At 64.3% G+C, this 26139-nt stretch carries 18 protein-coding genes; 8 read left to right on the plus strand and 10 right to left on the minus strand.

All coding sequences use genetic code 11. The features are described 5' to 3' along the window. The first annotated feature begins 29 nt into the window (after window positions 1-29). The 6 genes from NKI64_RS25935 (at window position 30) to NKI64_RS25960 (ending at window position 7134) form a co-directional block, all read left to right on the plus strand. On the plus strand, window positions 30-908 hold the full coding sequence (locus tag NKI64_RS25935) for a glucosamine kinase nucleotide-binding domain-containing protein (protein WP_023668846.1): 879 nt from the start codon (window positions 30-32) through the stop codon (window positions 906-908). Continuing rightward, complete coding sequence (locus tag NKI64_RS25940) at window positions 905-1687, plus strand: GntR family transcriptional regulator (RefSeq protein WP_023668847.1); 783 nt, start codon at window positions 905-907, stop codon at window positions 1685-1687. The genes NKI64_RS25935 and NKI64_RS25940 overlap by 4 nt, the downstream gene beginning before the upstream one ends. Continuing rightward, window positions 1684-2715 (plus strand): SIS domain-containing protein, encoded by a 1032-nt coding sequence (locus NKI64_RS25945; RefSeq protein WP_352670882.1) that lies wholly within the window; start codon window positions 1684-1686, stop codon window positions 2713-2715. Before NKI64_RS25940 ends, NKI64_RS25945 begins: the two co-directional genes overlap by 4 nt. Continuing rightward, on the plus strand, window positions 2712-3887 hold the full coding sequence (nagA, locus tag NKI64_RS25950; protein ID WP_352670885.1) for an N-acetylglucosamine-6-phosphate deacetylase: 1176 nt from the start codon (window positions 2712-2714) through the stop codon (window positions 3885-3887). Before NKI64_RS25945 ends, nagA begins: the two co-directional genes overlap by 4 nt. A 9-nt stretch (window positions 3888-3896) precedes the next feature. Continuing rightward, window positions 3897-5009, plus strand: a complete 1113-nt coding sequence (locus NKI64_RS25955; RefSeq protein ID WP_023828607.1) for an NAD(P)/FAD-dependent oxidoreductase — start codon at window positions 3897-3899, stop codon at window positions 5007-5009. Between the two features lie 70 nt (window positions 5010-5079). After that, the gene (locus NKI64_RS25960; protein ID WP_352670888.1) at window positions 5080-7134 is read left to right on the plus strand and encodes an ABC transporter ATP-binding protein/permease; all 2055 of its coding nucleotides are present in this window, start codon (window positions 5080-5082) and stop codon (window positions 7132-7134) included. A 72-nt stretch (window positions 7135-7206) separates the two neighbouring features. Here NKI64_RS25960 and NKI64_RS25965 read toward each other — a convergent pair whose 3' ends face one another. The 5 genes from NKI64_RS25965 to NKI64_RS25985 all read right to left on the minus strand — a co-directional run bounded on the left by NKI64_RS25965 (window position 7207) and on the right by NKI64_RS25985 (window position 17286). After that, window positions 7207-8718: a malonate--CoA ligase gene (locus NKI64_RS25965; protein WP_031244859.1), complete on the minus strand. Its 1512-nt coding sequence runs from the start codon at window positions 8716-8718 to the stop codon at window positions 7207-7209. Between the two features lie 230 nt (window positions 8719-8948). Beyond that, window positions 8949-9686 (minus strand): GntR family transcriptional regulator, encoded by a 738-nt coding sequence (locus NKI64_RS25970; RefSeq protein ID WP_023694237.1) that lies wholly within the window; start codon window positions 9684-9686, stop codon window positions 8949-8951. A 494-nt stretch (window positions 9687-10180) separates the two neighbouring features. Then, a complete protein-coding gene (gene rpe, locus NKI64_RS25975) occupies window positions 10181-10858 on the minus strand; it encodes a ribulose-phosphate 3-epimerase (protein WP_023736228.1) in 678 nt (225 codons plus the stop codon). Window positions 10859-11162: 304 nt separating this feature from the next. Further along, on the minus strand, window positions 11163-15020 hold the full coding sequence (locus NKI64_RS25980; protein WP_352670891.1) for a DUF7929 domain-containing protein: 3858 nt from the start codon (window positions 15018-15020) through the stop codon (window positions 11163-11165). A 10-nt stretch (window positions 15021-15030) separates the two neighbouring features. Continuing rightward, a complete protein-coding gene (locus NKI64_RS25985) occupies window positions 15031-17286 on the minus strand; it encodes a hypothetical protein (RefSeq protein ID WP_031193739.1) in 2256 nt (751 codons plus the stop codon). A gap of 202 nt (window positions 17287-17488) precedes the next feature. On the opposite strand from NKI64_RS25985, the gene NKI64_RS25990 reads away from it, so the two are divergent. Together NKI64_RS25990 and NKI64_RS25995 are read left to right on the plus strand one after the other, a co-directional pair. Then, on the plus strand, window positions 17489-19081 hold the full coding sequence (locus tag NKI64_RS25990; protein WP_023736231.1) for an ABC transporter substrate-binding protein: 1593 nt from the start codon (window positions 17489-17491) through the stop codon (window positions 19079-19081). Window positions 19082-19087: 6 nt separating this feature from the next. After that, the gene (locus NKI64_RS25995) at window positions 19088-19951 is read left to right on the plus strand and encodes a hypothetical protein (RefSeq protein WP_023736232.1); all 864 of its coding nucleotides are present in this window, start codon (window positions 19088-19090) and stop codon (window positions 19949-19951) included. 6 nt (window positions 19952-19957) lie between these two features. Here NKI64_RS25995 and NKI64_RS26000 read toward each other — a convergent pair whose 3' ends face one another. From NKI64_RS26000 to NKI64_RS26020, 5 genes are all read right to left on the minus strand, one after another. After that, the gene (locus NKI64_RS26000; protein ID WP_352670896.1) at window positions 19958-20893 is read right to left on the minus strand and encodes an alpha/beta hydrolase; all 936 of its coding nucleotides are present in this window, start codon (window positions 20891-20893) and stop codon (window positions 19958-19960) included. A 123-nt stretch (window positions 20894-21016) separates the two neighbouring features. Then, a complete protein-coding gene (locus NKI64_RS26005) occupies window positions 21017-21799 on the minus strand; it encodes a carnitinyl-CoA dehydratase (RefSeq protein ID WP_023736234.1) in 783 nt (260 codons plus the stop codon). Then, complete coding sequence (locus NKI64_RS26010; protein WP_352670899.1) at window positions 21792-23870, minus strand: acetate--CoA ligase family protein; 2079 nt, start codon at window positions 23868-23870, stop codon at window positions 21792-21794. Before NKI64_RS26010 ends, NKI64_RS26005 begins: the two co-directional genes overlap by 8 nt. A 3-nt stretch (window positions 23871-23873) precedes the next feature. Beyond that, window positions 23874-25037, minus strand: a complete 1164-nt coding sequence (locus tag NKI64_RS26015) for an acyl-CoA dehydrogenase family protein (RefSeq protein WP_352670902.1) — start codon at window positions 25035-25037, stop codon at window positions 23874-23876. Window positions 25038-25042: 5 nt separating this feature from the next. After that, window positions 25043-26137 carry a 3-hydroxyacyl-CoA dehydrogenase NAD-binding domain-containing protein gene (locus NKI64_RS26020; protein WP_023702511.1) on the minus strand — a complete coding sequence of 365 codons (1095 nt, stop codon included), beginning with the start codon at window positions 26135-26137 and terminating at the stop codon, window positions 25043-25045. Window positions 26138-26139: the final 2 nt, after the last annotated feature.

The raw sequence follows: 26139 nt of genomic DNA on the forward strand, positions 1-26139 counted from the left end.
TGGTATTATCCGCCCGGAGGAGACATCGCGTGAAATTCGTGCTCGGTATCGACGGCGGCGGCACCAGCTGCAGGGCAGCCCTTGCGACAGGCGATGGCGTTGTCATTGGCCGTGCCAAAAGCGGCGCCGCCAACATCCGCACCGATCTCACCGGCGCTCGCACCCACATCGTCGAGGCTGCTCGTCAGGCCTTCATCGCCGCCGGGCAAGATCCGGACCTGATCCCGCAGACACCAGCCATTCTCGGCCTTGCCGGAGCCAATGTCGGCACCTACCGCCAGCAGCTTGAAGCAATCCTGCCGTTCAGCATCAGCCGCGTCGAGACGGACGCCGAGATCGCGCTCGAAGGGGCAGTCGGCTCTGGTGACGGCGCCATGGCTATCCTCGGCACCGGCACCGCCTATATGGCGCGCAAGGGCGGCACGTCGCGCGCCATCGGCGGCTGGGGCTTTCAGGTCGGTGATCAAGGCAGCGGCGCCCGGATCGGCCGCGACCTGCTGGAGCAGACGCTGCTCGCCCATGACGGCGTCCGGCCGCGCTCAGCCCTGACCGACAGCATGATGGCCATTTTCCGCAACAATCCCGAAGACGTGGTCGAGTTCACCACCAATGCCAAGCCCGGCGATTTCGGCGGCTTCGCGCCCAAGGTTTTCGAGCATGCCGAGAAGGGCGACAGCGTCGCCAACTGGATCGTGGACAAGTCGGTTGCCGATGTCGAGGCGTCGCTCCACGCGCTCGACCTCTCTGATGACGCCCCGCTCTGCCTGCTCGGCGGGCTGGCGCCGCTCTATGGGCCGCGCCTTTCCCAGCGCTACCAGGCGCTGCTGAAAGCGCCGCTCGACGATGCGCTGGGCGGCGCCGTGCAGATGGCGGCCCGCATCTTCGTCAAAGCGGAGGCGACGCGATGAGCGATGCCGCCGACCAGATCTTCGCCACGCTGAGGCAGTCGTCGCAGAGCGGCGCCCCGCTCTACCTGCAGCTCAGGAAAAGCATCGAGGACGCCGTCAATCGCGGCCTGATCGGGCCGGGCGATGCGCTGCCTTCCGAGCGCGACATCGCCACCAAGGCCGACATTTCGCGCGTCACCGTCCGCAAGGCGGTGCAGGACCTAGTCAAGGGCGGCATCCTCGTGCAGCGCCACGGCTCCGGCACCTTCGTGGCGCCGCGCATGGAGCGCGTCGAGCAGTCGCTGTCCAGGCTCACTTCATTCACCGAGGACATGGCAAGGCGCGGCATGGCGGTGCGTTCAGCCTGGCTCGACCGCGACCTCTACCCGCCCTCGCCCGACGAGATGATGGTGCTCGGCCTGTCCTCGAACGAGCTGGTGGCGCGCGTGGCGCGCCTGCGCATCGCAAACGACACGCCGCTGGCCATCGAGCGCGCCTCGTTGTCGGCCAGCGTGCTGCCGGATCCGGCCGGGATAGGCTCGTCACTCTATGCGGCGCTGCAACTGACCGGCAACCGGCCGGTGCGGGCGGTGCAGCGCATTTCCGCCGCCAATCTCGGCGACGCCGATGCGCGTCTGCTCGAAGTGCCATCCGGCATTGCCGGCCTGCACATCGAACGCATTTCCTATCTCGCGAGCGGCAAGGTGATCGAGTTCACCCGCTCCATCTACCGCGGCGACGCCTATGATTTCGTTGCCGAACTGCGCCTGACAGGGCCGAGCGAAGAGGGCCGACCATGATCCCCAAGACCACCCATATGCGGCGCGAGATCGACGAAATTCCGCAAGCCGTCGCGCGTCTGCTCGATGGCTCGGCGGCGGTGCTGACCGAGGCCGGACGCGGCATTCGCGAGCGCGATCCGAGCTTCGTCGTTACCATCGCGCGCGGTTCGTCCGACCATGCCGCCACCTTCATGAAATATGCCGTCGAACTGACCGCCGGCCTGGCCGTGGCATCGGTCGGTCCGTCGATCGCCTCGATCTACGGCGCCAAGCTCAAGCTCGCCGGTTCCGCTTGCCTCGCCATCTCGCAATCCGGCAAGAGCCCTGACATCGTCGCCATGGCCGAGACGGCACGGGCCGGCGGTGCGCTCACCGTCGCCATCACCAACACCGCCGATTCGCCGCTGGCGCGGGCTTCGGATTTTGCCATCGACATTCTGGCCGGCCCCGAGCGCAGCGTCGCGGCGACCAAGACATTCGTCAATTCGGCGGTCGCCGGCCTGGCGCTGATGGCGCATTGCACCGGCGACGACAGACTGCTGGCCGCCCTTGCCCGCCTGCCCGAGCATTTTAGCAAGGCGATCGCCTGCGACTGGATGGCGCTGGCCGGCGCGTTGGAGACGCCGCAATCGCTGTTCATCCTGGGACGTGGCCCGTCGGCGGCGATGGCCGACGAGGCGGCGCTGAAATTCAAAGAGACCTGCGGCATGCATGCCGAGGCCTACAGTGCAGCCGAAGTCATGCACGGCCCGCTGGCGCTGGTCGGGCCAGGCTTCCCGGTGCTGGCGCTCGCCGCCCGCGATGCCTCCGAGCCGTCCGTGGCAGAGGCTGCCGACAACCTTGCCGGCAAGGGTGCAGCAGTTTTTGTAACCTCGGACAAAGCCAAGAGCGCGGCGCGGCTGCCGCATGTCGCTACCGGTCATCCCTTGACCGACCCGCTGACGCTGATCGTCTCCTTCTACGGCTTCGTCGAAGCCTTCGCCCGCCATCGCGGCCTCGATCCGGACGTACCGCGCAATCTGCGCAAGGTGACGGAAACCGTATGAGCGACCGTTTTGCCCTGACTGGCGCCCGAATTTTCGATGGCGACGACTGGCATGATAACGCCGCCCTTGTCGTGCACGGCGATGTGGTCGAAGGCATTCATCCCGTCGGCGCCATTCCGTCGGGCGTTGCCCGCATCGACGCCGGGGGCGGCATGCTGGTGCCGGGTTTTGTCGACCTGCAGGTCAATGGCGGCGGCGGCGTCATGCTCAACGACCATCCCGATGTCGCCTCGCTGGCAACAATCTGCCGGGCGCATGCGCCGTTCGGCACGACCGCACTGCTGCCGACGCTAATCACAGATACGCCTGACATCACCGCCGCGGCCATTGCCGCCGGCGCCGGGGCGGCACGGCAAAAACTGCCGGGGTTTCTCGGCCTGCATCTCGAGGGACCGCATCTCTCGGTCGCCCGCAAGGGGGCGCATGACCCGGCGCTGATCCGGCCAATGACGGATGCGGATGAAGCGGCGCTGGTCGCGGCACGCAAAAACCTGCCGGTGCTGCTGACGACGATCGCGCCCGAATCCGTCGAGCCCGCCCGTGTTGCGGCTTTGGCCAAGGCCGGCATCGTCGTCAGCCTCGGCCATTCCGATACCGGCTATGGCACGGCCAGAGCCTTTGCCGACGCGGGCGCCAGCGTGGTCACACATCTGTTCAACGCCATGAGCCAGATCGGCAACCGTGAGCCGGGGCTGGCGGGTGCGGCCATCGACATAGGCAGTCTGTCGGCCGGGATCATTGCCGACGGCATCCATGTCGATCCCGCCACCATGCTGATCGCGCTGCGCGCCAAGCAGGGGCCGGGCAGGATCGTGCTGGTCACCGACGCCATGGCGACGATCGGCACCGACATGACGTCGTTCACCCTCAACGGCCGCATCATCTATCGCAAGGATGGCAGTCTGCGGCTGGCCGACGGCACGCTGGCCGGCGCCGATCTCGATATGATCTCGGCCGTCCGCTACATGCACAGGATCGTCGGGCTGGACGTGTCGGAAGCGTTGCGCATGGCCTCGCTCTATCCGGCGCAGGCGGTCGGCCAGGCACACCGGCTCGGCCGCTTCGCCAATGGCACGGCTGCCGATATCGTCGCTCTGTCGGACGCCCTCGACGTCAACGGCGTCTGGATCGGCGGCGACAAGGTTTTTGCAGGCGCGGACAGTCCGCGCTAAAGTCCACTTATGCATGATGTCGACTGCGTTGTCGCTGGAGCCGGTGTTGTCGGCCTCGCCATTGCCCGCGCGCTGGCGCTGTCGGGCCGCGAGGTGCTGGTGGTCGAGAAGGCCGCAGCCATCGGCACGGGCACCAGTTCGCGCAATTCGGAAGTCATCCATGCCGGGCTTCATTATACGCCGGGCAGCCTGAAGGCCCGTCTCTGCGTCAACGGCCGCGAGCGTCTCTATGCCTATTGCCGCGAGCACGACGTCGCCCATCATCGCACCGGCAAACTGATCGTTGCCGTCGAACCCGACCAGTTGGACAAACTGCAGGCGATCCAGATCAACGCGGCGCAATGCGGAGTCGGTGACCTCAAGCTTTTGACGCGCGCAGAGGCCGAAAGCCTGGAACCGGCGCTGAGCTGCGCCGGCGCGCTGCTGTCGCCGTCAACCGGCATCGTCGACAGCCAGGCGCTGATGCTGTCATTGCGTGGAGACGCGGAAGCGGCCGGCGCATCTTTCGCCTTGCTCACCGTTGTCTCAGGCGCGAGCATCGAAGCCGACGGCATCCGGATCGACACGCGCGACGCCGATGGCGAGGGTTTCACCTTGAAGACCGGCGCCTTCATCAACGCCGCCGGCCTCGACGCGCAGGCGCTCGCCGGCCGCATCGAAGGCCTCCCGCAAGACCGTGTTCCGCCGCTGTGGCTGGCGCGCGGCAATTATTTCGCGCTTTCCGGCCGCTCGCCCTTTTCGCGGCTGATCTATCCGGTGCCGGTCCATGGCGGCCTCGGCGTGCATCTGACCCTCGACATGTCGGGGAGCGCGCGCTTTGGCCCGGATGTCGAATGGATCGATCGCGTCGACTATACCGTCGATCCCGCACGAGGCGCTGCCTTCTACGACGAAATCAGGCGCTACTGGTCCGGCCTGGCGGACGGCGCCCTGCAACCGGCCTATGCCGGCGTCAGGCCGAAACTGTCCGGTCCGGGCCAGCCGGCCGCCGACTTCGTCATCCAGGGACCGGCTGACCACGGGGGCGGTCAGATCGTCAATCTGTTCGGCATCGAGAGCCCTGGCCTTACCGCCAGCCTCGCCATGGCAGAGCATGTCGTTGGGCTTTTATATCCGCAATGACGGGCGTTCTGAAACGTCGGGCAGGCGCATACCATGAAACCTTTTGATATGGAGGTCGTTGTCGGGGCATATGTCCGAGGCAAAACCCAAATCGAAACCGGCCGACGGCATCGAAGCGCGCGATGCCACGAAGTCGCGCCGGGAAAAGCCGTCACGGCAAACGCGCGGAGATGGACCGCGCGAGGACACGCCGCGCGAGAAAAAAGCAGCGGCCGCCGAAGCCGCGTCCGAGCCCGTTGGCGAGGCTGCGCCGCCGCCGGATGCCGTCGAACCCGATCCCAAGCTGACGCCTGAGCAGGCCGAGCAGGCGCGCAAGAAATATCTGCTGCGGCGTTTCTGGATCAGCGGGCGCGGCTATTGGGGGAGGCATGGCGACAAGCTCGCCTGGCCTTTAACGATCGGAGTGCTGCTGCTGATCTGCATCAACATCGGTTTCCAGTATGGCATCAATGTCTGGAACCGCTCGATGTTCGATGCCCTCGAGCAGCGCAACGCCCGCACAGTCTATCTCCTCAGCGCCGTATTCGTGCCGCTGGTGATCTGCAGCGGCAGCCTTGTCGTTGCGCAGGTCTATCTGCGCATGACGATCCAGCGCCGCTGGCGTTCCTGGCTGACCACCGGGGTCGTCGCGCGCTGGCTGGCAAACGGCCGCTACTACCAGCTGAACCTCGTGGGCGGCGACCACCAGAACCCCGAGGCCCGCATGACCGAGGATCTGCGCATCGCCACCGAGTCGCCGGTCGATTTCACCGCCGGCGTCCTCAACGCGTTCCTGTCGGCCTCGACCTTTATCGTCGTGCTGTGGACCATCGGCGGCGCGCTCACCCTGCCGATCGGCCGTGAGAGCATCACCATTCCCGGCTTTCTGGTCATCACCGCGATCATCTATGCCGCCATCACCTCGACCTCGATGGTGGTCATCGGCCGCGACTTCGTCCAGCTCTCCGAGCGGAAGAACCAGGCGGAGGCCGAACTGCGCTACACGCTGACGCGCGTGCGCGAAAACGGCGAGAGCATCGCCTTGCTGGGAGGCGAGGACGAGGAGCGCAGCGGCATCGACAGAAATTTCGGCCACGTGCTGAGGCAATGGGCTCTGCTGACCGGACAGCACATGCGCACGGCGGCGGTGTCGCAGGGATCGAGCCTGTTTGCGCCGGTCGTGCCGATCCTGCTGTGCGCGCCAAAATTCCTCGAAGGCTCGATGACGCTTGGCGAGGTGATGCAGGCGGCGTCTGCCTTTGGCATCGTGCAAGGCGCGTTCGGCTGGCTGGTCGACAACTATCCGCGCCTCGCCGACTGGAACGCCTCCGCGCGGCGCATTGCCTCGCTGATGATATCGCTCGACGGGCTCGAGCGCGCCGAGCAGAGCGATGCGCTCGGACGCATCAACCGAGGCGAAGCCGAAGACGGCGCCATCCTCAGCCTCGACAATCTTTCCGTGACACTCGACGACGGCACCTCCGTGGTCAAGGAAACCGAGGTCGTGATCGAGCCGGGCGAGCGGGTGCTGGTTTCAGGCGAATCCGGTTCAGGCAAGTCGACGCTGGTGCGGGCCGTCGCGGGCCTGTGGCCATGGGGCGGCGGCAGCGTCAATTTCCACACCGACAGGCGCCTGTTCATGCTGCCGCAACGCCCCTACATCCCTTCCGGAACGCTTCGCCGCGCGGTCGCCTATCCCGCGGCGGCGGACAAGTGGACCATCAAGCAAATCAAGGCTGCCCTCGACAAGGTGGGGCTTGGCTATCTCACCGGCAGGATCAAGGAAGAGGCGCCATGGGACCAGACGCTGTCGGGCGGCGAAAAGCAACGCCTCGCCTTCGCGCGCCTGCTGCTGCATCGCCCCGATATCGTGGTGCTGGATGAAGCGACTTCGGCGCTCGACGAGAAGAGCCAGGACACGATGATGTTGACGGTGATCCGCGAACTGCCTGACGTCACCATCATCAGCGTGGCGCATCGTGCGGAGCTCGAAGCCTTCCACAGCCGCAAGATCACCCTGGAGCGGCGCGAGGGCGGCGCCAAGCTCGTCAGCGACGTCGACCTCATCCCGCGCAAGCGCAAACGCAGCCTGCTGAACCGCGCTTTGTGGGGTTCCAGCACTCGGGTGAAAAAGCCGCGCAGGTAAAAGGCGCCACTGCCGAACCGCGAACAGATGTCCAGGCGAAGCGCTTGGGCAAAGACATTAGCTGGCTATGGATTAGCCGTAGAGACCCTTGTAGGTCTCGCGCAGCAGGTTCTTCTGCACCTTGCCCATCGTGTTGCGCGGCAGCTCATCGACGAAGATCACCTGCTTCGGGTGCTTGTATTTGGCCAGCTGGCCGGCAATGGCGCCAACGATCTCGGCCCCGGTGATCTGCGATGCCGGCGCCCGCACCACGACAGCGGTGACGCCTTCGCCGAAATCGGGATGGGCAATTCCGATGACGGCACTTTCCAAGACGCCGGCAACGGCGTCGATCTCGCTCTCGATCTCCTTGGGATAGATGTTGTAGCCGCCGGAGATAATGAGATCCTTGCCGCGGCCGACGATGTGGACGTAGCCGTCCGCGTCGATGATGCCGAGGTCGCCGGTGATGAAGAAGCCGTCCTTGCGAAACTCCGCCTTGGTTTTTTCCGGCGTGCGCCAATAGCCGGAAAAGACATTCGGACCTTTGACCTCGATCATGCCGACTTCACCCTGGCCAAGCGCATCGCCGCTGTCAGGGTCGGCGATGCGCAGCGAAACGCCGGGCAGCGGGAAGCCGACCGTGCCGGCCCGACGCTCGCCCTCATAGGGGTTCGACGTGTTCATGTTGGTCTCGGTCATGCCGTAGCGCTCGAGAATGGCGTGGCCGGTGCGCTCGCGCCAGGCGTTGTGCGTTTCGGCGAGCAGCGGCGCCGAGCCGGAAACGAACAGGCGGATGTTCTTCGCCGCCTGGGCATCCAGCCCGTCCTGCTGCAGGAGCCTGGTATAGAAGGTCGGCACCCCCATCAGCACTGTCGCGCGGGGCAAGAGCGAGACGATGCGGCCGGCGTCGAATTTCTGCTCGAACAGCATCGAGGCGCCGGCCATCAGGGTGACGTTGGTGGCGACGAACAGGCCGTGCGTGTGGAAGATCGGCAGGGCATGGATCAGCACGTCATCCCCGGTGAAACGCCATTGCTCGACCAGCACGCGCGCATTGGAGGCCAGGTTTTCGTGGCTGAGCATGGCGCCCTTGGAGCGTCCGGTGGTGCCCGATGTGTAAAGGATTGCGGCCAGATCGTTCGGCCCGCGCGCCACGGCGTCGAAATCCGTGGGCTGTTGTGCCGCCAGTTCGGTCAGCGAGCCCTCACCATTGCTGCCAAGCGTGAAGGTGGCAGCACCCGACGCGTGCGCCAACGGCGCGATAGCGCCGGCGCGGGCCGGGTCGCAGACGACCAGCCGCGGCTCGGCATCACCGAAGAAATAGCCGAGTTCGGCCAGCGTGTAGGCGGTGTTGAGCGGCAGGAAGACCGCGCCGGCGCGCAGGCAGGCGAGGTAAAGGAAAATGCATTCAGGGCTTTTTTCGACCTGCACGGCAACGCGGTCGCCCGGCTCGACGCCGAAATGCCTCAGCGCATGTGCCAGCTGTGCCGATTGCGCCAGCATGTCGCCATAGGCGATCGCGCGTCCGTCATCGGTCGCCATCAGGATGCGCTCGGAGGCTGAAATCCGGCTGCGGAACGCGTCGAACAGGTGATTGGTCATGCGCATTCCCTAGAGATGATGCCGAAAAGTGTGAAGCGGTTTTCGGAGGACATCATGCTCTATCCCTTTGATTTAGAGCCGGATGGCCTTGGAACAAAGGAAACGATTTCGCCTCCGTCCGGCAAAAACGTGAAATCGGGTTTGCCGCCGATCAGATGAAGGCAAGCGGACTTGGATAACGGGCGATTTTGGATAGCGGGCGGATTTTGGATAGCGGACCGGAAGCGCTTCTATCTGCGGCTGCGCAGCGCCTTGGTGGCGCTCACGCGTGGATCGCCGCTGTCGTTGAAGCGCTCCATGCACATGGCTGCCGTCAGACGGTAGTGGTTGAGGAGGGCTTCAACGGCGCCGTCGGCATCGCCATCCACCGTGCGCTCCGCAATCAGCCGATGTTCACTGATTTCGTCGCGCTCGCTGCCGTCCTGGGAGATCAGCCGGTAACGGGAGGCCTGATCCGAAAGCTGGTCGCAAAAGCCGGTCAGCCAATGCGAGCGGCAGCCTGCGATCAGTGCCCGATGGAAGGCGCGGTGCAGCTTTTCCCATTCCGGATTGTTCGAGGACGGATCCTCCGGCAAGCGGCGCGGGGCACGCGCCAGGCGATGCAAGGCCAGCACGAGCTGCTCTTCCCATTCGCCGGTGCGGTTGGCAATGGATTCACGCAGCGCCCGCTCTTCCAGCCAGCAGCGGGTGCGCGTCAATTCCTCGAGTTCCGGGGCACTGACCGGCATGATGAAGAAACCGCGCTGGTCGTGGCGGCCGAGCAGGCCTTCCGAAGCAAGTCGGTTGAGGGCCTCGCGAACCGGTGAGGCGCCGGCGCCGTAACGGGAAACCACCCATTCGACACGAAGCTTGCTTTCACTTTCAAACACGCCGCGCAGGAGATCGTCGCGAAGCTGTTGATAGACCGTACTAGCGAGTGTGCTCTTGGGTCCCGCGCCTTCGCTCACATCGGCAGATCCGTAGGTCAATACGACTCCTGTAGCTCTCCCATGCTCCGCTAGCCCGTTCGCGAAGCAAACGATTTCCCCTGCAAATTTACTGTAACTCCTAAGGCATCCGCCCCTCAAGCGAAAGATCACGATATTCGACTTAAAGAGGAAGGTTGACCGCATCTTATCCGCCGGAAGTAACTAAAATCGTGAAAAACTTGTTCTTCTGAAGAAAGTTTGTCTGCCAGCATGGCAGGTGCCCTCGAGAAACAGCTTCGAGATCCCGAATACGGATAATTTTTTCTTAACGCGCGTCATGCCGCCGGATTGACCTCTCCCCGCATGCAGATCCCTTCGGCAGTTATCCACTAGATTTATGGGCCAAAACTAGTGCCGGATGCCGCGATCCTGTCGCTTGCCGCGATGCCCTTGCGGCTGCCACCCGTTGACGGCTTTTTGGGAGATCGAAGGATCAGGCAGGGAGATCAGGCCGAGGAGAACCTACCAGCCGGGAACTTGCCCTGGAACTGATGTCAGCCGGCAGCCCGGTCGGCCGCGGTTCGGATGGCTTCTATATTGGCCCGGTAGGCTTCGACGCTGCCGCCCTTGAAGATGGCGGCGCCCGCCACCAGCACATCGGCGCCGGCTGATGTGACCAGGGGGGCGGTTTCCGGCGACACGCCGCCGTCGACCTCGATGCGAATCGGCCGGTTGCCGATCAGCGCTTTCACCCGCTTGACCTTGTCGACCATGGCCGGGATGAAGGCCTGGCCGCCAAAGCCCGGATTGACGGTCATGATCAGGATCAGGTCGAGCCGGTCGAGCACATATTCGATCGCACTTTCCGGCGTCGCCGGATTGAGCGATACGCCGGCCTTCTTGCCGAGACCCTTGATGGTCTGAAGCGAGCGGTCGAGATGCGGTCCGGCCTCGGCATGCACGGTCATGCCGTCGCAGCCGGCATCGGCAAAGGCGGCCAGATAAGGATCGGCCGGCGCAATCATCAAATGGCAGTCGAAAAAGGCCTTGGTGCGGTTGCGGATGGCCTTGATCACCGGCGGGCCGAAGGTGATGTTGGGCACGAAATGCCCGTCCATCACGTCGAGATGGATCCAGTCGGCGCCGGCCGCCGTCACCGCCTCGACCTCGTCGCCGAGCTTCGAGAAATCCGACGCCAGCACCGATGGCGCGATCAGGGTCTTCCTGCTCATGATGCGGCCCCTTTGGGCGCCCTGTTTGCGGGCGCGGCCTTGACGACTGCTAGAGCAATTCCAAGAAAAGTGGGAACGGCTTTCCGTCCGGAATTGCGTGAAAACAAAGAGATAGAGCGGTTCGGCTTTTCCACCAAACGATGAACTGCTCTAGACCATGATCCCGGAAAGGGAAAGTCGGTATTTGCTGCGCCCGGCAGCGGGTTCGGCGAATACCTGGCCGCCCGATCGCCGCAGCGCGCCCAAGGAAAAACCCCGCCGGATCGCTCCGGCGGGGTTCTGAATTTTGACTCGTATCCAGATCCTATGGCTTGAAGTTGGCCGCCGGATCCCTTTGCGGCTGTACCTGCGTCTGCGGCGTGCGCTTCGGTATGAACTGCTGAAGGACACCTGGATTGAGCAACAGGGTCGGATCGAGCGACGGCTGCTGCCGGATCGCCCTGCAGTTCGGGAACCGACCAACGGTGCCTTCGGGGCAGCGCCGCTTGATGATCGGCACGCACTGGCCGCCGACCATCTGCGAGCCCGGGGCGCAGTCTCCCACCTGCGGCCTCGGCTTGCGGCATGCGCCGTCGATCGCCTGGGTGCCGCGCGGGCAAACACACTCGCCGCGCTTGTTGTGCACCTGGCCGCGTATGTCGCACTGTTCCAGCACAGGCTTCTTCTGCCGGCAGGCATTGCCTTGCACCTCGGTACCCCGCGGGCAGACACAATTGCCGTTGGCGTCGTGGACCTGGCCGCGGATCGAGCACTGCTCGGGCTTCGGCCGGATCGGCCGGCAGACCTTGCCCCTGACTTCTGTGCCGTCCGGGCAGACGCAATCGCCATTGGCGTTTTGGATCTGACCACGGATCGAGCATTGTTCAGGCTTTGGCCGGATCGGCCGGCAGGCTCCATTGCGCACCTCTGTCCCACGCGGGCAGACACAATCGCCATCGGCGTCATGAACCTGGCCGCGTATGCCGCACTCCTCGGGCTTCTGCTTGTCGCGCACGCAGGCATTTGCCTGTCGGTCGAGATGCGTACCTTCCGGGCAGTAGCAGCCATTGCCGTCCGACGTCGGGACCGAACCGGGGATGGTGCAGCCAGGCTTGTCGGTCTTGATGCAAGCGCCGTTCTCAAGCTCGGTTCCGCGGGGGCAGACACAGCGTCCATCCTCGGTGCGGATCTGGCCCTTGAGCAGCACGCAGGGCCTTGGATCCTTTGGCTGGATGATGACGCCGCCGTCGGGCGAGCACTGGCCGTTGCGGAACGTCGTGCCTTCCGGACACACGCACCGACCGGCATCGTTCATGACGAACCCCGGCGAGCATTCCTTCTTCACCTCGCGCTTGATGGTGAAGGGATGGCAGGCATAGGCCTTGCCGCGATCGCCCTGGATATTGGTCAGGTCGCCGGGCAGTACGTCGCCGCCGCCTTGCACCCTGGTGTCGGGAGACAAGACCCCGACGCAGTTCCGGCCGCTGACGTTGCCCCGCAGATTGGCCAGGGGAGCGTCGGGAAGGACCACGGTGACCTTGTGCACATGGCTTTCCCCGGCGCCGAGCGTCAGGTTGGCAATGCAGGTCAACGGCAAGGTCGTCGGTTCGGGCGAGCAGCCGAAGGGCGGCTCGATCGAGGTGATCGCGACGCCTTGCAGCCGCCCCAGCCCGTCCACCCCGATCGCATCGCCGATGCGGACCGGACCGGAGAAGGCGGTCTGGCCATCATTGGTGATGGTGATCTCGAACGAGCAGGGTTGCCCGGGCTGGCACTCGGCATCGCCGGTCTTCTTGACGCTGATGGTGGACGTGCCGCCGCCCTTGGCGCAGGCCTGGCCGATAGGGTAGACGATATCGTCTCCAGGGGCCGGGCCATACGAGCCGCGTGCGCAGTTCTCGAACGCGCCATTGGCCGAGACCGTCACGTCGAAGTGCCTCGATGTTCCGGGAGTCATCACGGCGCCGGGAATCTGGCACGACAGCGCATTGGCCGGAACCGCTCCGCAGGCCCATTCCGCACCGTCGGGTGTGACGGTCTGGATCTGGACCGGCGCGCCACCCGATATCAGCGTGGCAGCATCGTTGACCCGCACCGGACCGGTGGGGGCAGAGGTGCCAAGGCTGATGACGGTGATGCGGCAGGAAACCACCGCCGCACCGGCGAGCGAGCCATTGCAGACCTTGGTGATGCGTAGGGTCGGCTTGCCGCCATTGGGATGACGGAAGCGTTCCTTGGCGCAGGCCTTGTTGTTGGTGAGGTCGACCTCACCGGGGACGGGCTTCAGCGCCGCGCAGTTCTCGACCGAATCCGACTGGTAGCCGGCCGGCATGACCGCCCTGACGACGATCGGCGTCGAGGCGCCCGGCATCAGCACGATGCCTGCATTGTCGCAGCGGAACTGGCCGGGACCGTTCGGTCCGCATGTCCAGGGCGGAGACGGGCCGAAGGTCGAAGAGGCCGGCGCGCCGCCCGGGTAATTGTCGACAACCGTCAACGGCCCATTATAGGGGACGCTGCCATTGTTGAGGATGTCGATCACGAAGTAGCAGATGCCGTCGGGCGTGCAGACCGGGATGCGGGCACGCTTCTTCAGGATCAAGTCGACCTTCTTGTCGACCGGGGGCCGGCAATCGCGGTCGCGGTCGCCACGCCGGCAGATCGGGATCGAGGCACAGCCGCGATCGTTCTGCTGGCTGCCGAACAGCGGCTTGCCGCTGGCGCCGTAATTATAGGTGGCGCAGTTGCGCAACGCGCTGCCTTGCCAACCACCCGCCGGCTTGAAGCCGAGCTTGAGGTTGATGGAGGCCCCCGGATTGAGCGTGGTCACCGGATAGGTGCACGTCATCGGGGTCACGCCGGGCATGCATACCCAGGGCGGGTTGGGCCCTGAATCCAGAGTCGAGCCGGCCGGCAGCGTCACCTCGTCGAGCACGATCTTGCCGTGATACGGCCCGTCGCCGACATTGGTGACCTTGATGGTGAAGTCGCAGCCGCCGCCCATCGTGCAACGCGTCACGTCGGCGCGTTTCTCGACCTTGAGGTCCGGTTCCTTGTCCTTGGGGGGACATCTCAAGTCACGCGGGATGACGATGTCGATGGTCTGCGTGCAGCATAGTCCCCAACCCTCCTTCGGGCCGGCATAGGTCTCGATGCCGGTGACGATGAGGTGGATGACGTCGCCGGGCGATGCACCGACGATCTTCCAGTTCAGCACACCGCCGCCCGCCGGCACCAATTGCGTGTCGGGGATGATGGTGATGCCTGGGGTCGTCGTCGATACCTGCACCCATTTGCCGCCCATCTCCGGGCCGACAGGCATGTGGTAGATGAACGCGCCGCCGCCTTGCACGCAATCGACCGTGCCGCGCTCCACCTTGAAACATTCCCGGTCGGGAGGCGGAGGCCGCTTGTCACAGTTGGTGAGGTCGATCTTGATCGAGGTCTTGGCCCCGGTCTTGTAGTCGCCGTCGTCGGGCTTGCCCGGATCCTGCGACGGGATGATGGCCCCCGTGCCGACGCCCGGCGTCACCTTGATCATGCCCTGGTTGTCGACGATGGTCGGCGAAGGAAACGCCGCATGGTCGATCTTGGCGGTGATCTTGAAATTGATGACGCGTTCATTGCCAGCCCCAGCGCCGTCGAGATCGGTGGTGGAAATCCGGAAATCGGAAACCGTTGCCGTATCGTTCGGATTAGCCGAGGTGCTGATTGTCGCACCCGGCAGCGGTCCGCCAGACGCATCCGTGCCGTCGCCGGACACGTTGACGTTGACGATCGCAAGACCGTGCGGAAGCTGATCCTTGAAGTCGAGTTGGAGTTTCTTCAGCCTGGCCGAAAAGCTTGGGTCGGCAAAGCCTTGCGAGTCGCCGCGCAGGCCAAAGCTCAGGGAGTAGACGACGTAGTCGCAGCTCCTCTGTGTGCCTGTTTTGGTGAAGAACGGCACGATCCGTTCCGGCCTCGGATTGACGATTTTTGAATTGTCGAGGTCGAGCCGCAGTTCCGGAGTGATCGGGACTGCATCTTCGGCGTGGCTTGCCACAGGGGTGAACATGGCGACCGCGATACCGGCCGCCATCAGCCAGCGCGCGCCGCGCCTGGCATATGACAGGGGTTTCATGATGGTCTCCATGACGTTGGATTGACTGCTGTTCGCGGTCGGGGAAAGTGCGAGATTTTTCATCTTCCCCTCCTCAACGTTCGCAGCTGACGGCTGGGGTTCTGAGCGGCAAAGTCATCTTGCAGCAAGGGTAGTAGCCACCCTTGTCCTTGTCGGACTGCCTGTAGAAGCAAAGTCCAACATCGACTCTGTCGCCCGGAGAATGGCCGGTGATGTCGACCGTGTAAGGCTTACCGGGAGCATGCGACTGGGGTGATGTCACCCCGACGCCTGGTGTCATGGACTGGACCTTGATCGAATCGCCGCCAAAGCCGGCATGGTCATGGAGATAGAGGTCGGCCTGGAGGCCGCGAGGCGTGCAGTAGAACTGAACATCCTCGACATCGATGCACGGAGGCAGATCGCCGGGCGGTGGGAAGCCCGGCGGATAGAACGGCGGCAGATAACCGCCTGGGATCTCTTCATAATAGCCGGCACGGCCGTCGCAGGGGTGCCAGACCTCGACGTCGCCGACATGGCCTTCCACTTCTGGGTCTTCGAAATAGCCGTCGAAGTCGACGAACCACGAGCCGAAAGGCGGCACGTTGGCCGGCTTGACCAACGGCGTCGGCGTGATCTGCACGCCGTGCACGGCAAGCGGCCCGCCGGCGGCGAGCTGGTCGGCAAGTGTCGGGTTGTCGCGCAGCTTGTCGCCGGTGTTGACCAGCGTGTCGGTGCACACGCCGGTGTCGAGATTGCCGTCGGCGTCATAGCCATATTGCAGGTCGAGCCCACCGGCCGACTGCCGGTTGCCTTGCGGGAAGCCGACTGCATATTCCTGCGGCTCTTCCACCCAGACCGATTCCGTCGCCGGATCGTCCGGGTTTTCGCGCCAGTAGCGGATGACCTCGCCCTTGCCGGAATCGGCGAACTGGCTGTAATCGTAGCGATTCTCGACCGGGCCGCGCTGCGCCAGATACATGAAGCCCTGGTTGTCGAAGGCGATGTCGGTGACGGCGTAGTCCTTGTCGGCCTTGACCGTCAGCTCCCAGCGCGGATCACCGGCAAAGCTGCCATCGCGGGCAATGCCAACCGACCAGATCTCGGCCTTTTCGCCGACCGAATAATAGAGCCGGCCGCCATGATAGGCGACGGACCAGACGCGGCGTTCGTCCTGCGTGTAGCCCCATGTGTCGGGGTCTTCCGAGTCGAAGGCAGCACCCTGTATGTCCATCACCGCACCGTCATCGGCGACGGGAGCCAGCCCATGCGCCGGCCGCCCGGCAACGCCGTGATCGAATGTGTCGATCAGCGTGCCGTTGGCATCGAGGCGGTGGATGAGGCCGGTGTCGAGATCGCTGGCGAAGAACTCGCGGTGATTGCTGTCGAAGCTGATGTCGCCGATGCCGGAACCGCTGTTGGTGTCAATGTCGGCGAATTTGGAGACCGCGCCGGTGATGCCGTCGATCTTCCAGATCGTGCCCGGACCGCCACCGCTTTCGGTGCCGAACTGGCCGTCCATGAAGACGGCGCCTGCGGTTCCGCGGCGCTGTCGCTCGGGCCGACCGTCGGCATCTTCGTCCGGGGTGACGATACGGATGCCGTGCAGCGAGGTAGCGCCGGCATAGAGGTTGGGGACGCCCGAGGGAACGCCGTCGCGCACACCGTCATCATAGGTGATGGCGAATACCTGGCCGATCTGTTCGGCCGTCACCTCGAAAGGCGGCGGCGTGTAGACGAGCTGGCCGGAAGCCGGTCCGCCGAGCGCCGAAACGTCGAAGACGCGCAAGGTGGCGCGCGTCGTGTCGATGAAGGTTTCGTCGACCGGGTCGACGCCGGGCGGCAGCCCCCCCCTTTCGGAATCGGCAGAGTCGAAATTGGGAATGACGGTGCCGGAAAATCCAGTGACCGCCATCGAGCCGGGATAGATGATCTGGGTTTCCTGCGCTTGGGCGGCTGTGCCCAACCAGAGCGCGGCGCTCAGCGCCAGGGCAAGCAAACCGCCGGCCAGATGGAGCGAACGGCGCAAACCGCCGCTTGGAGACGACATGGACGCGCCGCGATCGCAGGACATAAAACTCCCCCCGAAGTTTTCGGGAGGAACATCCGGTCCGGCCGCGCGAAACAGGGCAAGGCGCGGCGTTCCGGCACGTTCGTCCCTGATCGAATTGTCTGCTTTCCTCATCTTCACGATACGCCTGCTCCTGCGCAGGGTCAACGGAATCAGCCGAAAGCCCAGCGCATCGACTCCATCCCGAAGGCGGTGGTCTCGCTGAGCTTGCGTTGGTCCCGGAGACCGTGGAGCCTCTGGGGTCCTGGTCATGGGGGCATCCTTTCCGGCCCGCACCATGCGGCGCCTGGTCGTCAGTCGCAGGCTGAAGCGGAAAGGTTCATGCAAAACGGCGGCCGGGTCTGTCCGCCATTTCACAGAGGCGCGGCTAATTCCTTGTGTCAACTCAAGGTGGAAAACAGTCTTGGCGCGCGAAAGACCGGCCGGCTTACTTACCGTCAGTGCCGGCTTCTGCTAGCGTCTTCCCAACCCTGGGGGGATCATGACACGCAGGCACTTCGTTCTGTTCCTGGCGGCGCTTTTTCCATGTGCGTTGCCGGTCCATCAATCCGTGGCCAAGACCTTGATCTACTGCACCGAGGTCAGTCCGGACACGTTTGATCCCGCACTCGCCTCCGGCGCCCGCGACGCCTCGGCCACCGCTCTCTACAACCGCATGGTCGAGTTCGAGCCCGGCACCACGAAGGTACGCCCCGGCCTTGCCGAAAGCTGGGAGATTTCCGACGACGGCCTCACCTACACATTCCACCTGCGGCACGGTGTGAAATTCCACAGCGTCGAGGGCTTTACGCCGAGCCGCGACTTCGACGCCGACGACGTGCTGTTCACCTTCGACCGTCAGGCCAACGCTCAGAACCCGTTCAACAATTATGCCAAACGCCAGTACATTTACTTCGACGGCATCGGCATGCCGGATCTTGTCGCCGGCTGGCGCAAGCTTGACGACCATACCGTCGTGATGACGCTGAAGGCGCCGCATTCGCCGATGCTTGCCGACCTGGCGATGGATTTCGCTTCGGTCGTTTCCAGGGAATATGCCGATAAGCTCGTCGCCGAGAAGCGGCTGCTCGACCTGGCGCTGAAGCCGGTCGGGACGGGTCCGTTCCAGCTTGTCGACTACCAGCAGGATGCGGTCATCCGTTACAAGGCCAATCCGGACTACTGGCGCGGCAAGCCGAAGATCGACGATCTCGTCTTCGCCATCACCGCCGATGCCAGCATTCGCATGGAAAAGCTGCGCGCCGGCGAATGCGACCTGATGCCCTATCCAAATCCGGCCGACCTGGAGGCGATCAAGGCGACACCCGGCATCAAGGTCATGCGGCAGGAGGGCCTCAATACAGGATACCTCGCCTTCAACACTTTGCAGAAGCCCTTCGACGATCCAAAGGTGAGGAAGGCGATCGCCATGGCCATCGACACCCAGGCGCTGGTCGACGTCGTGTTCCGCGGCACCGGTGAAGTCGCACGCAATCCGCTGCCGCCGACGTCCTGGGCCTATGACAAGACGAGCCCCGATCATGTCTTCGATCCCGCTGCCGGCAGGCAGGGGCTCGCCGATGCAGGCATCAAGGACCTGCACATGAAGATCTGGGCGATGCCGGTGCAGCGTCCGTATAACCCGAATGCGCAGCGTATGGCCGAAATGATCCAGTCCGACCTGGCAAAGATCGGTGTCACCGTGGAAGTCGTGACGTATGAGTGGACTGAATACCTTGCCCGCTCGAAGTCACGCGACCGCGATGGCGCCATGCTGTTCGGCTTCACCGGCGACAATGGCGACCCCGACAATTTCCTGTCGGTGCCGCTTGGCTGTGCCGGCGTCGGCACCACCAATCGTGCCAACTGGTGTTTTCCGGCCTTCGACGATCTGCTCAAGCAGGCAGCCGGGATCGTCGATCCCGCTGCCCGCGCAAAACTCTATTCGCAGGCGCAAACGATCTTCAGGGAGCAGATGCCGTGGGTCACTATCGCCCACTCCGTGGTCTCGATGCCGATGCGCGAACAGGTGACGGGCTATGTCATGGACCCCTTTGATCACCATGATTTCTCGGGCGTCGATATCAAGGAATAGCGTTCGGTGTCTGCCGCCGATCTCGATGTCTATGTAGAGAGCCTGCGCAATTTCCGACTGGTGCGGAGCTATAGCATCGCGCAGTTGCTGTCTTACCTGGAACAGGCTGGATTGAAAGTGCGCCTGCTCGACCGGCCAGCCGGCCGAGATCGGGCCCCGGTGGCCTTTCTGCATGTCGACCTGACAGTCGTGCCGCCAACGTACCGCGGGCTCGGCCACCTCTACGACCGCACCATCAATGGCCGCGCGCTGTCCATCCACCGGCACCTTTATTCGACACTGAAGCTGGAGGCAGGCGACAGCCACGAGGGGCCGGTTGTCGTCAAGACGGTCCTCAACTCCAGGGGCCGACCAGAGCAGCGCTGGTGGCAGCATCGCAACGGCCTGACCAGGAGCGCGCATGCCATCCGCAAGCTCTTCGAACCCGGCTACAAGGACCGCCTGTGCCCGCCCTATAAGGTCTACCAGACGATCGGCGAGGTTCCGCGGGATGTATGGCGCAACAATCGCCTGATGGTGGAAAAGTTCGCTTTCGATACGCTCGACCTGCCCATCGTCAAGCACCGCTACATGTTCCTGCTCGGTGCCGAGGTCAACATGCGGCAGGTCTACGACGATGTGTTGTGCGCCGGCTCAAAAATCCTAAGCAATGAGGTGGGCGGCGCCGTGCCACCGGAAGTGCTGGCGGTGCGGCAGCGGCTCAACCTGGACTTCGGCGCCATCGACTATTTCATTGTCGACGGCAAAGGCGTTGTCGTGGATGCCAACAAGACCGTCGGCTCAAACCCTGAATGGCTGAAGAAGAATCGCTTTCGTCAGGAATTCAACGATCGCATGGCTGAGGAACTGATCGCCTTTGTCCGCGGTTGAGCCGGATCACCAGATCCAGTCGCCCTTGCCCAGCACCGACACCGCTTCGACGATACGGTTGAAGCTGGCGCGGGCCCGGCCGACCGTGTGCCTGGCCCGGAGATAGCCGTGCACCAGTCCCGGCTCCTCGAACCAGGCGGCATGGCCGCCGGCAGCGAGGACGCGGTCGCGATAGGCCTCGCCGTCCGACGACAGCGGGTCGCATTGCGCGGTGATCAGCACTGTCGGTGGCAGGCCGATGAAATCTGCGTCGGCCAGTGGATACAAAGTGATGTCGCCGGTCCCATTGAGGCCGCCGGTGCGGACATCCCTGTAGAAGTCGAGATCGCGCACCGTCAGCATCGGCGCTTCCGCATGCGTCAAATAGGAGCCTTGCGAACGGTCGCCGCCGAGGCCGGGATAGATCAGCACCTGGCCGATCGACTTTTTGGTATGGCTGCGCGTCGCGTGGGCGAGAGCCGCGCAGAGATTGCCGCCGGCGCTGTCGCCGCAGAGCAAAATAGGGCAGTCGTAGTTTGAGGCCGCCCATTCGAAGGCATGCAGCGCATCGTCGAAGGCGGCCGGGTGCAGATGCTCCGGCGCCAGCCGGTAGTCGATGGAGACCACTTCGAAGCCGGTCCGGGCGCACAGCTCGGCGCAGACATCGTCATGGCTGTCCAGCCCACCGAGGATGAAGCCGCCGCCATGGATGTAAAGCACCATCGCGGCATGGCCCGGTGTCGTGCTGCGATAAATGCGGATCGGGATGTCGTGGGCGGCAATGATTGTCGTTTCCGCCGTCACGCCATCGGGATAGCCGGCAAAAAACTCGCGGCACATCCTGTCATAGATCGCACGCTGCTGGGCGATGGTGTAGTCGATCGTGTCGGGAGGATAGTAGGAGTTGGTCTTCTCGATGAAGGCCCAGGTCTCGGCGTCGATGAGGGTTTTGTAGTCGGTCATGCAGCTCCTTTACCTCCCCCTTGATGGGGGAGGTCGCCGCGAAGCGGCGGGTGGGGGTGGTGGCGCATCACCCCACCCCGGACCTTCGGTCCGACCCTCCCCATCGAGGGGAGGGTAAAGAGGCTACTTCCCCTTCCACACCGGGTCGCGCTTTTCCGCAAAAGCCCGGAACCCTTCCATATTGTCCTCCGAGCCATAAAGCGCATCGACCGTCGCCAATTGCCGGCGCGTCACGCGGTTCATCGCGTCCTGGAAGGTCAGCGCCTCGGCCACCCGCGCCGTCTCCTTGATCGCGGCAAACACCAGTGGCGGACCGCCGGCGAGCAGCCGGGCGATCTCCCAGACGCGCTCCTCGAGCTTGTCCTTGGGCAGCACTTCGTTGACCAGGCCCCAGCGATGCGCTTCCGCCACATCCATCCAGCGGCCGGTGAGCAGAAGGTCCATGGCGACATGGTAGGGAATGCGCTTGGGCAGCTTGATCGTCGCGGCATCAGCCAGCGTGCCGGCGCGGATTTCGGGCAGGGCGAAGGAGGAATGGTCGGAGGCGAAAATGAGGTCGCAGGACAGCGCCAGCTCGAAGCCGCCGCCCACCGCCATGCCGTTGACGCAGGCAATGATCGGCTTGTTCATGTCGCGCAGCTCCTGCAGGCCGGCAAAACCGCCGACGCCATAGTCGCCGTCGACCGCATCGCCACCGGCTGCTGCCTTCAAATCCCAGCCGGCGCAGAAGAACTTGTCGCCGGCGGTCTTGACGATGGCGACGCGCAGTTCCGGATCGTCGCGGAACGCCTTGAAGGTCTCGCCCATCAGCCGCGACGTTTTCAGGTCGATGGCGTTGGCCTTGGGCCGGTCGAGCGTGACCTCGAGGATGGTGCCTTCGCGGCGAGTTGAAATGACGTCAGACATTCTTCTTCTCTCCCAGCACCAGCAGCGCGTCGGCAATCCAGGCGCCCTTGCCCTCGGCGCAGACGATCAGCGGGTTGATGTCGAGTTCCTCGATCTCTCCGGCATTCGTCTGCACGAAGCCGGCAATGCCGGCGATGGCGTCGATGGCAGCCCCGACATCGGCCTTGGGCCGGCCACGATAGCCGTCGAGCAGCGGAAACAGTTTGAGGCCACGCAGGGCGGCCTCGATGTCGTCGCGCGTCGCCGGCAGCATGAGCGTAACGCTGTCGCGCAACAGCTCGACCAACACGCCGCCGGTGCCCAGTGTCATGACCGCGCCGAACATCGGATCGCGGGTGAAGCCGACGATCAACTCGGCAACGCCGTCGCGCACCATGCGTTCGACATAGAGGCCGGTGCCGAGCGGCAGCAGATCATGCGCGGCCGTGCTGACCGATTCGGCGTCCTTGAGATTGAGCCTGACAGCGCCGACCTCGGATTTGTGGGTGACGCCGAGCGCCTTCAGCGCCACCGGGAAGCCGAGCGCCATGGATGAGATGACGGCCTCGACAGCGTTAGCGGCACGTTCTGCCTTCGGCACCGGCAAGCCGGCCTTGATCAGCCGCGCCTTGGCTTCGGCCTCGTCAGGGGTGACATGATCGCCGCCGGCAGCACCGGCAGCCGACGTGTCGATCGGCTGCGCCTGCGGCTCGGCCCAGGCCCAGCCGATGAAGGCTGCCGCGCCTGCGGCGTCCATGGCCTCGGAAATGCCGAACAACGGCACCATGCCGCGCGCCATCAGTTCGGCGGTATATTCCTCCGGCAGGTTCTCCGGCAGCGAGGAGACGATCGCACCATGCGCCTTGTTGGTCTTCAGCGCCGATTCGAAGGCGCGCAGCGTCGCCCACCAGTCGGTGACCGAGCAGCGGTCGGGGCGCGGGAAATCGAGCACCAGCATGTTGAGGTCGAAACCGCCCGACACCATGGCGGTGAAGGTGGCGGTCATCGCCGGTTCATTGTTCCAGATGAAGGTGTGATAGTCCAACGGGTTGGCGACCGCGACCAGCGGCCCGAGCGTCGATTTGACATGGGCGCGGTGTTTGCTGGTGAGCTCCGGGAAATTGACCCAGCGGCCTTCGGCGCTGTCGGCCATGACAGAGGCTTCGCCGCCCGAGCAACTCATCGATGACAGTCTATAGCCGGGCAGTGGTCCTGTGACGTGCAGAAGCTTCAGCGCCTCGATAAAGGCGGGGATGGAATCGACGCGCGCAATGCCGAGCCGCCGCAGGAAAGCGCCCGAAGCGGCATCCGAACCGGCGAGCGAAGCTGTGTGCGAGACGGTCGCCTGCCTGGCCTGTTCGGACCGGCCGACCTTCATGGCGATGATCGGCTTCTTCAGTTCGCGCGCCCGCGCCGCCAGCTTCTCGAAGCCGGCTACCGAATCGAAGGCTTCGATGTGCAGGCCGAGCGAGGTGACGCGCTCGTCCTCGATCAGGCCGAGCGCCATTTCGGAGAGGCCGGTCTGCGCCTGGTTGCCGGCGGTCATCAGGAAGGCGATCGGCAGGCCGCGCTTCTGCATCGTCATGTTGATGGCGATGTTGGAGGACTGGGTGATGATGGCGACGCCCTTGGCGCCTCCGGGCAGCCTGATGCCGCCATGCTGGTCGGGCCATAGCAGCGCGCCATCGGCATAGTTGATCAGGCCGTAGCAGTTCGGCCCGATGATCGGCATCTGGCCCGCGGCAGCCACCAGTTCGGCCTGCAGCCGCTCGCCGTCATCGTCATAGGCCTCGGTCTCAAGAAAGCCCGCGGCAAAACAGACGGCGCCGCCGGCGCCACGCTTGGCCAGCGCCTTGATCACCTCGATGGTGAGATGCCGGTTTACGCCGACAAAGGCGGCGTCGGGCGCCCCGGGCAATTCGGCGACCGAGCGATAGGCCTTGCGGCCGGCGACCTCGTCCTTGTTCGGATGCACCGGCCAGATTTCGCCGACAAAGCCCATCTTGATCGATTGGGCGACGACGGCGGCGGCCTGGGCCCCGCCGAACACCGCGATGGATTTTGGGCGCAACAGACGCTCAAGCTTGTGCATGGGTTATGCCCCGAACGGGCGCAGCAGCGCCCGCGAAATGATGTGGCGCTGGATTTCCGACGTCCCTTCCCAGATGCGCTCGACACGGGCGTCGCGCCAGATGCGCTCCAGCGGCAGGTCATCCATCAGCCCCATGCCGCCATGGATCTGGATTGCTTCGTCGGCAACAAAGGCGAGCATTTCGGTAGCCTTCAGCTTCGCCATGGCCATGTCCTGATCGGTGACGGTGCCCTGATCGTACTTCCAGCCGGCTTCGAACACCATCAGGTCCGCCGCCTTCAGTTCCGTCGCCATGTCGGCGAGCTTGAACGACACGCCCTGGAACTTGCCGATCTGCTGGCCGAACTGCTGGCGTTGCGCCGAGTATTCGATGGCGTGGCCGAGTGCCCGCTCGGCGCGGCCGAGACAGGTGGCGCCGACCTGCAGGCGCGTGGCGCCGAGCCAGGAATTGGCGAGGTCGAAGCCCTTGTGGACCTCACCCAGCACCTGGCTTGCCGGCAGGCGGCAATCGTCGAATTCGAGGATGGCGTTGGTGTAGCCGCGATGCGAGACGTTGCGGTAGCCGTCGCGCACGGTGAACCCCTTGGTGCCCTTGTCGACGAAGAAGGCGGTGATCTTCTTGCGCTTGCCGCGCGGCGTTTCTTCCTCGCCCGAAGCCATGAAACTAATTGCGAAATCGGCAAGATCGGCGTGGCTGATGAAATGCTTGGTGCCATTGAGCACCCAGTCGTCGCCGTCCTGCACGGCTGACGCCTTCATGCCGCGCAAATCGGAGCCGGCGCCGGGCTCGGTCATCGCCAGGCAGTCCCACTTCTCGCCACGAATACACGGGAACAGGTATTTTTCGCGCTGCTCGGGTGTGCCGGCGAGCAGGATGTTGGAGGGGCGCGCGACGCAGGTCCAGTGCAGCGCATAGTTGGCGCGGCCGAGTTCCTTCTCGTAGAGCAACCAAGTCACCGTATCGAGGCCGGCGCCACCGACATCGGCCGGCATGTTGGCCGCATAGAGCCCGGCTTCGATTGCCTTGACCTTGATCTCCTCGATCAACTCGCGGCGCAGCACGCCGGTGCGCTCGACCTCGCGTTCATGCGGGTAAAGCTCATTCTCGACGAACGCGCGCGTCGTCTCGACAATGAGCTTCTGTTCCTCCGAAAGACCGAAATCCATGGTCCTCAGCCCTTCTTCTTTTTCTTCGGCTTTTCCGCCTTCTTCACCGGCTTCGATGCCTTGGCCTTTTCTGCGGCCCTGGATGCGGCCGGCTTCTTCGCCGCCAGCTTGGCCAACTGCTTGGTATAGTCCTTGTGCAAGGCGCCGGCGCCCCAGCCCTTGCCTTTGTTCTGTTTCGACAGAGCATCCATGATCGCGACCAGATTGTCGTCGCGGATCTTTTCCAGCTCACGGATCGACAGGCCATGCGCCTGGTCGTCCGACTGGGTGGCGATCAGATCGACCAGCTCGTCGTTGAACTCCGGCACGTCCATCAGCTTGGTCCACGGCCATTTCAGGCACGGCCCGAACTGCGCCATAAAGTGGCGCATGCCTGCCTCGCCGCCGGCGACGCGGTAGACCTGGAACATGCCCATCTGCGCCCAGCGCAGGCCGAAGCCATAGCGCATGATGTCGTCGAGTTCCTCGACCGTGCAGATGCCGTCCTTGATCAGCCACAGCGCCTCGCGCCAGGCCGCCTCCAGCAGGCGGTCGCCGACAAAGGCCTCGATCTCCTTGCGGATCACCACCGGCTTCATGCCGATCGAGGCATAGATTTCCTTGGCAACCTCGATCGCTTCGGGGAACGTCTGCTCGCCGCCGACGATCTCGACCAGCGGCAGCAGGTAGACCGGGTTGAAGGGATGTCCGACAACCAGACGCTCCGGATGCTTCTTCATCGCCACCTGCATGTCGGTCGGCTTGATGCCCGAGGTGGACGAGCCGACAATGGCGTTGGCCGGCGCGTAGAGATCGATCTCGGCCAGTACGCGGTGTTTGAGGTCGAGCCGCTCCGGCACGCTCTCCTGGATGAAATCGGCATCGGCCACCGCCTCGGCGATGGTCTTGGCAAAGGTCAGTCTGCCTTCCTTGGGCAGGCCGCCGGGAACCATCTGCCTGTAGGCGCGGCGCGCGCCCTTCATCACTTCCGAGACCTTGCGCGACGCTTCCAGGTCCGGATCGAAGATCGACACATCGATGCCGTTGAGCAGCAACCGCGCCACCCAACCGGCGCCGATGACACCGCCGCCAATGGCGGCTGCCTTGTTGATGATGCTCATGG

Source organism: Mesorhizobium sp. M0478, assembly GCF_040321305.1.
Lineage (GTDB): Bacteria > Pseudomonadota > Alphaproteobacteria > Rhizobiales > Rhizobiaceae > Mesorhizobium.